Raw genomic sequence first — 7,612 nt, forward strand, 5'->3', positions numbered from 1 at the left:
CTGCCCGGCCGGCGGGCGCCGGCTTGACAGCGGGCGCCGGACATGCCCACTAATAAATAAGCGCCGTAGCTGAACGCCCGGGGGTTCCATCCCGGGCGTCGGCTTCTCTGCGAGACCGCAACGCTTCACTAACCGGAGCAATTGCGCCACCCTACCGCCCCCAGGGCGTCCGCCCACGCCCATCGAAGCCCGACCCGCCATGTCCAAGCACCTGCTCATCGTCGAATCGCCCGCCAAGGCCAAGACGATCAACAAATACCTCGGCAAGGATTTCCACGTCCTGGCCTCGTATGGGCACGTGCGCGACCTGATCCCGAAGGAAGGCGCAGTGGATCCGGACGACGGCTTCGCGATGCGCTACGCGCTGATCGACAAGAACGAGAAGCACGTGGAGGCCATCGCCAAGGCGGCCAGGGCGGCCGAAGACATCTACCTGGCGACCGACCCGGACCGCGAGGGCGAGGCGATCAGCTGGCACATCGCCGAGATCCTGCAGGAGCGCGGGCTGCTCAAGGGCAAGCCGCTGCACCGGGTGGTGTTCACCGAGATCACCCCGCGCGCGATCAAGGAAGCGATGGCGCAACCGCGGCAGATCGCCGGCGACCTGGTCGATGCGCAGCAGGCCCGCCGCGCGCTGGACTACCTGGTCGGCTTCAACCTGTCGCCGGTGCTGTGGCGCAAGGTGCAGCGCGGCCTGTCCGCCGGCCGCGTGCAGTCGCCGGCGCTGCGCATGATCGTCGAGCGCGAGGAGGAGATCGAAGCCTTCATCGCCCGCGAGTACTGGTCCATCGCCGCCGACTGCGCGCATCCCTCGCAGCACTTCAACGCCAAGCTGATCAAGCTCGACGGGCAGAAGTTCGAGCAGTTCACCATCACCGACGGCGACACCGCCGAGGCCGCGCGCCTGCGCATCCAGCAGGCCGCGCAGGGCGCGCTGCACGTCACCGACGTCGCCAGCAAGGAGCGCAAGCGCCGCCCGGCACCGCCGTTCACCACCTCGACCCTGCAGCAGGAAGCCTCGCGCAAGCTCGGCTTCACCACCCGCAAGACCATGCAGGTGGCGCAGAAGCTGTACGAAGGCGTGGCGATCGGCGACGAAGGCACGGTCGGCATGATCTCGTACATGCGTACCGACTCGGTCAACCTGTCGCAGGACGCGCTGGCCGAGATCCGCGACGTGATCGCCCGCGACTACGGCATCGCCTCGCTGCCGGACCAGCCCAACACCTACCAGACCAAGTCCAAGAACGCCCAGGAAGCGCACGAAGCGGTGCGCCCGACCTCGGCGCTGCGGACCCCGTCGCAGGTCGCCCGCTTCCTGACCGAAGACGAGCGCAAGCTGTACGAGCTGATCTGGAAGCGTGCGGTGGCCTGCCAGATGATTCCGGCCACGCTCAACACCGTCAGCGTCGACCTGTCGGCCGGCAGCGAACACGTGTTCCGCGCCAGCGGTACCACCGTGGTGGTGCCCGGCTTCCTGGCCGTGTACGAGGAAGGCAAGGACAACAAGAGCGCCGAGGACGAGGACGAAGGCCGCAAGCTGCCGGCGATGAAGCCCGGCGACCGCGTGCCGCTGGAACGCATCCTGGCCGAGCAGCACTTCACCCAGCCGCCGCCGCGCTTCACCGAAGCGGCGCTGGTGAAGGCGCTGGAAGAGTACGGCATCGGCCGTCCCTCGACCTACGCCTCGATCATCCAGACCCTGCTGTTCCGCAAGTATGTGGAGATGGAAGGCCGCAGCTTCCGCCCGTCCGACGTCGGCCGCGCGGTGTCCAAGTTCCTGTCCAGCCACTTCACCCAGTATGTGGACTACGACTTCACCGCCAAGCTCGAAGACGAGCTGGACGCGGTCTCGCGCGGCGAGGAGGAGTGGGTCCCGCTGATGTCGCGCTTCTGGGAGCCGTTCAAGGAACTGGTCGAGGACAAGAAGGAATCGGTCGACCGCGCCGAAGCCAGCGGTGCGCGCGAGCTCGGCACCGATCCCAAGACCGGCAAGCCGGTGAGCGTGCGCCTGGGCCGCTTCGGGCCGTACGCGGCGATCGGCAGCACCGCCGAGGACGCCGAGGACAAGCCCAAATTCGCGTCGCTGCGGCCCGGCCAGAGCATGCACACCATTACCCTGGAGGAGGCGCTGGAGCTGTTCCTGATGCCGCGCAGCCTCGGCCAGGACCAGGGCGAGGAGGTCAGCGTCGGCATCGGCCGCTTCGGCCCGTTCGCCAAGCGCGGCAGCGTCTACGCCTCGCTGAAGAAGGAAGACGATCCCTACACCATCGATCTGGCCCGTGCGGTGTTCCTGATCGAGGAGAAGGAAGAGATCGCGCGCAACCGCATCATCAAGGAATTTCCCGGCAGCGACATCCAGGTACTCAACGGCCGCTTCGGCCCGTACATCAGCGACGGCAAGCTCAACGGCAAGATCCCCAAGGATCGCGAGCCCGCCTCGCTGAGCCTGGACGAAGTGCAGAAGCTGCTGGAGGAAACCGGCAAGCCGGTGCGCAAGGGCTTCGGCGCCAAGAAGGCCGCCGCCAAGAAGGAAGCCGCGCCGAAGAAGAGCGCGGCGAAGAAGGCCGCGGCCGACGCCCCGGCCAAGCCGGCGGCGAAGAAAGCGGTCAAGAAGGCCGCGAAGAAAACCGCCAAGAAAACGGTGAAGAAGGCGGCGAAGAAGACCGTGGCCAAGGGCGGCTGAGCCGCTCTGCGGATGGCTCAGGGCGGCCCGATGCACCCCCTCGAATAGTACGAGCGCGGGCGCCGAGCCGCCTTCTCGCGGTACCGACGGCGTCTCTCAGCGCCTGAAGATCCGCGACAACCCGATTTTCCTGTGGGAGGGGCTTCAGCCCCCGACGCTTTATCGGTAAGGCGTCGGGGCTGAAGCCCCTCCCACAGAAAAGCGGCGGGCCGGAGACTTGCGAAAATCCCGAGTCCTGCCCAACCGACCCTCATTGTCCTTAGACGACGACGTGCCGCATGATGCGCGCATGAACGACCTGTCCCTGAGCCATGCCGTCGCCGTCCTGCGCAAGGGCGGCGTGATCGCCTATCCCACCGAAGCGGTGTGGGGCCTGGGCTGCGATCCGCACGACGAGACCGCCGTGACCCGCCTGCTGCGGATCAAGCAGCGACCCGTGGACAAGGGCCTGATCGTGGTCGCCGCCGAACTGGACCCGTTGCGCCCGTTGCTCGATCTGTCGGCCCTGCCGCCGGACCGGCTGGCCGCGGTGCTGGCCAGTTGGCCCGGACCGCATACCTGGATCCTGCCCGCCGCCGCGCATGCGCCGCCCTGGATCACCGGCGCGCACCAGGGCATCGCCGTGCGGATCAGTGCCCATCCGCTGGTGGCCGCCCTGTGCCGGGCCTGGGGCGGCGCCCTGGTCTCGACCAGTGCCAACCGCGGCGGCGAGCCGCCGGCACGGCAGCGCAGCGAACTGGATCCGCTGGTGCTCGGCGACCTCGACGGCCTGCTCGACGGCGACACCGGCGGCCTGGCCCAGCCCACCCCGATCCGCGACGCCGCCAGCGGCGAGATCCTGCGCGCCTGAGGCGCTGCTCTTCGGCGCGGCACGCCTGTCTTCCGCCGCGTCGGCGTCTGGCGGCAATGGCGCGATGGAACCACGCGGGCGCTTCGCGCACCGTACCCTCACCCCAACCCCTCTCCCGACGGGAGAGGGGCTTGCCGCTCCCTTCTCCCATTGGGAGAAGGTGGCCCGAAGGGCCGGATGAGGGTCGGGCGAAGCCTCGCAGCGACAGATCAACGCGCCAGTACTGCACGAGCGCGCCCTGGCCGAGGCCGGCGGCACCTTACAGCAGCTGCGAAATGCTGCAGGAAGCACGTTGGCCGACCCGCGGCCTGCCCGATGCGCGACAAGACCCCGCTGCGGCCCCACCCGCGCCATCGCGTCCTGAATCCCCGCTCGCCCACCCTTTCCCTGGCTGCCCAAGGCGCGCAAGATGCGCGCATGCGCCTCCTTCTCCGCCCATTGCTGCTGCTGAGCCTGTCGCCCTGGATCGGTGCCGGCTGGGCGCAACAGACGCAGACGGTCAGCAGCGACGGCAGCAATGCGTCGGTGCGCATCTATCGCTGCATCGCCGCTTCCGGCGCGGTCAGCCTGCAGAACGCTCCCTGCGAGAACGCGCGCCAGCAGCAGGTGCTGGACATGCAGCGTCCGCGCGATCCGCCGCCGCGGCCGACCACCACCATCAGCACCGATCCGGCGCGTGGCGAGGCCTCGCCGGCACCGCTGCCGCAGCGCGAACTCCGCATCGTCACCGTGCAGCATGCGCAGCCGATGTACGAGTGCGTCACCCCGGAAGGCGCGCGCTACACCAGCGACGACAACGCCGGCAATCCGCGCTGGGTGCCGCTGTGGGCTTATGGATACGCCGAGGGCCCGTACGCACGGCCATCCGGGCGCGGCCCCGATGGTCGCTCGCCCGGCCCGCCGGGACCGCCTCCGCCCGGCGGCCCGCGCCCGCCCGGTCCACCGCCGCCTGGGGTGTCCGCCGGCGCCGGCGTGATCGTGCCGGCCGGCAGCACGATGATCCGCGACACCTGCACCGCGCTGCCCGAGCAGGAAGTCTGCGCACGCCTGAGCGATCGCCGCTGGGAACTGATCCGTCGCTACAACAGCGCGCTGCAGAGCGAGCGCCGCGCAATGGAAACCGAGCAGCGCGGCATCGATGCGCGTCTGGCGCGCGACTGCGGCGGCAGCTGATGCGGCGCGCACTCTGCCTCGCCATGGTGCTGACCTGTGCCGGCGCCGCGCACGCCGAACCGGTGGTGTTCTATCGCTGCACCGACGCGCAGGACAACCTGACCATCCAAAACCAGCCCTGTCCCAAGGGCATGCGCCAGCAGAAGAAAATCATGCAGGGCGTCAGCAGCGCCGCACTGCCGACCACGCTCGTGGCCAAGCCTGCGCCATCGTCGCCACCGGCGAGCGCCGCGAACGATGCCACGCCTGCGGACGCGCCGGCCACGGCCGACACCGCAGCAGCTGCACCGCCACCGCCACCGCCTCCAAAGCTGCCCCCACCATCGCTGTACACCTGTACAACCCGCGAGCAATCGTCTTACATCGGCGAGGCCGCCGAACCGCCGCCGCGTTGTGTACCACTGCACACGACGGACCTGGACGGTGGCCCCAACCAGGCCGGCGGCAGCGCCTGCGAAGTGCTGCGCGACCAGTGCCAGCCGCTGCCCGCCGAGCAGCTGTGCGATGCCTGGAAGAATTACGTGGCCGAAGCCGAGACGCACTGGCGCTTCGCCGTGCCCGAGCATGCCGAAGCGCTGCACGCGGAGTTCGAACGCCGTCAGCACCTGCTCGAGGCCAGCAACTGCGGCGCAGAACAGCCAGCGCCGTAATCCATCTCGCTCCCGCGTGGGGTGCGCCTGGTTGAGTAGGAGCGGCTTCAGCCGCGACCGAGCGTTACCGGGAAAGCCTGGTCGCGGCTGAAGCTGCTCCTACGGATTACCCCGCAACCGATCCACCGCAGTAAGCGCGCACCCACCTTGTGGGAGGGACTTCAGTCCCGACGACATACGCCCGGGGCCTGGCTGCATTGCGCCTTTCGGCTGGCGCCCGGCGCACGCGGCCGCCGCACAGCCGCTAGAACCCGTAACGCAAGAACCCCCCATCCACCGCGATGCATTCGCCGGTGATGTAACTGGCCGCCGGCAGGCACAGGAAGCCGACCGCTGCCGCCACTTCCTCCGGTTCGCCGATGCGGCGCATCGGCGTGCGCTCGATCACCTGCTCGTAGTAGTCCGGGTCCGACAGCGGCCCGGAGGTGCGGCGGGTGCGGATGTACCAGGGCGCCACCGCATTGACCCGGATGCCGTCCTCGGCCCATTCGGCGGCGAGGTTGCGGGTGAGCTGGTGCAATGCCGCCTTGGTCATGCCGTAGGGCGCGCCGCTGCGCACGTGGGTCAGCCCCGACACGCTGCCGACGTTGACGATCGCCGAGGCCGCGTGCTGCGCCAGCAGTGGATGCGCGTAGCGCGACAGTTCGAACGCGGAGAACAGGTTGGTCTCGAAGATGCCGCGCCATTCGTCCTCGGTGTAGTCCACCGCGGCCTTGCTGACATTGCCGCCGGCGTTGTTGATCAGCAGGTGCAGGCCATCGGCATGGTCCTCGACCCAGTCCAGGATCTCGCGGCGGTCCTCGTCGTCGGCGACGTCGGCGGCCAGCGCCAGGATCTCGCGCTCGGGAAAGGTCTCGCGCAACTCGTCGCGCGCTGCCTCCAGCGCGTCGAGGTCGCGCGCCACCAGCAGCAGGTCGGCGCCGAACCCGAGCAGTTCGCGCGCGATCGCCAGGCCGATGCCGGCGCTGGCGCCAGTGATCAGCGCGGTCTGTCCGTCCAGCCGCCAACGGTGCTGCATGCGCGTGCCTGTCTGCTCACATGGGAGGCGTAGGATGATACCTCCACCCTCGAGGAGGTCGCCGCCATGTCCGCACCACTGCGCAGGATGACGTTGGCATTGCCGCTGCTCGCACTGCTGGCCGCATGCAAGCCGGCACCGCCGCAACCGCCCGATGCGCCGCCACCACCGAAGGCCAGCGCGCTGCGCAGCGCCATCGCCCAGCCGCTGGACCGCGCCAGGCATACCCAGGCCACGCTCGACCACGCCGCGGCCGCGCAGAACGCCGCGCTCGACGCCGCGACCGCGCAATGAACAACGCCGGCCACGGGGGCCGGCGTTGCAGGAAGCAGGCGACGCGCTCGCAGGAGCGCGCCGCTGCCGGCGCAGGGCCGGCTTACAGACCGCAGAAGCAGTAGGCCAGCGCCTTCACCGGTGCGCCCGGACGGGTGTCGGCCGCGTCCTTGACGAAGCGCAGCTGGGTGTCCAGTTCCGGCAGGCTGCGCGCCAGCAGGGCGTGGCCCAGCGCCGAGTCGCTCAGCATCCACACGCCCAGGCGGCTGCCGGCGAACCCGCTGACGAACTGCGCGAACGGCGTGGCCGGCTTCTCGACGTAGCGCACCCGGTACTTGTCCGGGCCGCCCAGCTTGGCGCGCGCCGCGGCATCGGCCACCGCGTCCTTGAAGCCGCCGAACGCGTCCACCAGCCCGCGCTCCTTGGCCTGCGCACCGCTCCAGACGCGGCCGCGCGCGACCTGGTCGATGGCCTCGACCGACTTGCCGCGCGCCTGCGCGACCTTGCCGGTGAAGTCGGCATAGCCCTTGTTGATCACCGACTGGATAAGCTGGCCCACCGCCGGATCCATCGGCCGGGTCATGTCGAAGGCGCCGGCGAAACGGGTGGTGCCCACGCCGTCGGTGTGCACGCCGATCTTGTCCAGGGTGCGGGTGATGTTGGGGATCATGCCGAAGATGCCGATCGAGCCGGTGATCGTCGACGGGTCGGCGTAGATGCGATCGGCGTTCATGCTGATCCAGTAGCCGCCGGACGCGGCCAGGTCGCCCATCGACACCACCACCGGCTTGCCGGCGGCCTTCAGCGCCACCACTTCGCGGCGGATCTGCTCGGAGGCGAACACTTCGCCGCCCGGCGAATCCACGCGCAGCACCACCGCCTTGACCGCGTCGTCGTCGCGCGCCTGGCGCAGCAGCGCCGCGGTCGACTCGCCGCCGATGCGGCCGGCCGGCTGTTCGCCG

General features: G+C 69.7%; 7 protein-coding genes. 5 read left to right on the plus strand and 2 right to left on the minus strand.

Annotation, left to right across the window (positions count from 1 at the left end; all coding sequences use genetic code 11):
* Positions 1-199 precede the first annotated feature (199 nt).
* The 4 genes from D183_RS0115225 (at position 200) to D183_RS0115245 (ending at position 5,359) form a co-directional block, all read left to right on the plus strand.
* Positions 200-2,686 (plus strand): DNA topoisomerase I, encoded by a 2,487-nt coding sequence (locus D183_RS0115225; protein WP_017909761.1) that lies wholly within the window; start codon positions 200-202, stop codon positions 2,684-2,686.
* A gap of 289 nt (positions 2,687-2,975) precedes the next feature.
* Entirely contained in the window at positions 2,976-3,536 is a 561-nt protein-coding gene (locus tag D183_RS0115230; RefSeq protein ID WP_017909762.1) for a Sua5/YciO/YrdC/YwlC family protein, read from the plus strand.
* A gap of 417 nt (positions 3,537-3,953) precedes the next feature.
* Entirely contained in the window at positions 3,954-4,709 is a 756-nt protein-coding gene (locus tag D183_RS0115240; RefSeq protein ID WP_026144515.1) for a hypothetical protein, read from the plus strand.
* 23 nt (positions 4,710-4,732) lie between these two features.
* On the plus strand, positions 4,733-5,359 hold the full coding sequence (locus tag D183_RS0115245; RefSeq protein ID WP_017909764.1) for a hypothetical protein: 627 nt from the start codon (positions 4,733-4,735) through the stop codon (positions 5,357-5,359).
* Positions 5,360-5,603: 244 nt separating this feature from the next.
* On the opposite strand, the gene D183_RS0115250 is transcribed toward D183_RS0115245, so the two are convergent.
* Positions 5,604-6,377, minus strand: coding sequence for an SDR family oxidoreductase (locus D183_RS0115250; RefSeq protein WP_017909765.1), 774 nt, complete (start codon positions 6,375-6,377; stop codon positions 5,604-5,606).
* Between the two features lie 66 nt (positions 6,378-6,443).
* Between D183_RS0115250 and D183_RS0115255 the strand changes: the two genes are divergently transcribed.
* A complete protein-coding gene (locus D183_RS0115255) occupies positions 6,444-6,671 on the plus strand; it encodes a hypothetical protein (protein WP_232757283.1) in 228 nt (75 codons plus the stop codon).
* 82 nt (positions 6,672-6,753) lie between these two features.
* On the opposite strand, the gene sppA is transcribed toward D183_RS0115255, so the two are convergent.
* Positions 6,754-7,612, minus strand: an 859-nt coding sequence (sppA, locus tag D183_RS0115260; RefSeq protein WP_017909767.1) for a signal peptide peptidase SppA, incomplete at its 5' end; no start/stop codon positions are given.

This window comes from Xanthomonas sp. SHU 199, assembly GCF_000364665.1.
GTDB lineage: Bacteria > Pseudomonadota > Gammaproteobacteria > Xanthomonadales > Xanthomonadaceae > Xanthomonas_A > Xanthomonas_A sontii.

Excerpts from the sequence above, each read along its gene's own strand:
- D183_RS0115225 (WP_017909761.1), top strand. The coding sequence starts at position 200 with ATGTCCAAGCACCTGCTCATCGTCGAATCGCCCGCCAAGGCCAAGACG.
- D183_RS0115255 (WP_232757283.1), top strand. The coding sequence starts at position 6,444 with ATGTCCGCACCACTGCGCAGGATGACGTTGGCATTGCCGCTGCTCGCA.
- D183_RS0115240 (WP_026144515.1), top strand. The coding sequence starts at position 3,954 with ATGCGCCTCCTTCTCCGCCCATTGCTGCTGCTGAGCCTGTCGCCCTGG.
- D183_RS0115250 (WP_017909765.1), bottom strand. The coding sequence starts at position 6,377 with ATGCAGCACCGTTGGCGGCTGGACGGACAGACCGCGCTGATCACTGGC.
- D183_RS0115230 (WP_017909762.1), top strand. The coding sequence starts at position 2,976 with ATGAACGACCTGTCCCTGAGCCATGCCGTCGCCGTCCTGCGCAAGGGC.
- D183_RS0115245 (WP_017909764.1), top strand. The coding sequence starts at position 4,733 with ATGGTGCTGACCTGTGCCGGCGCCGCGCACGCCGAACCGGTGGTGTTC.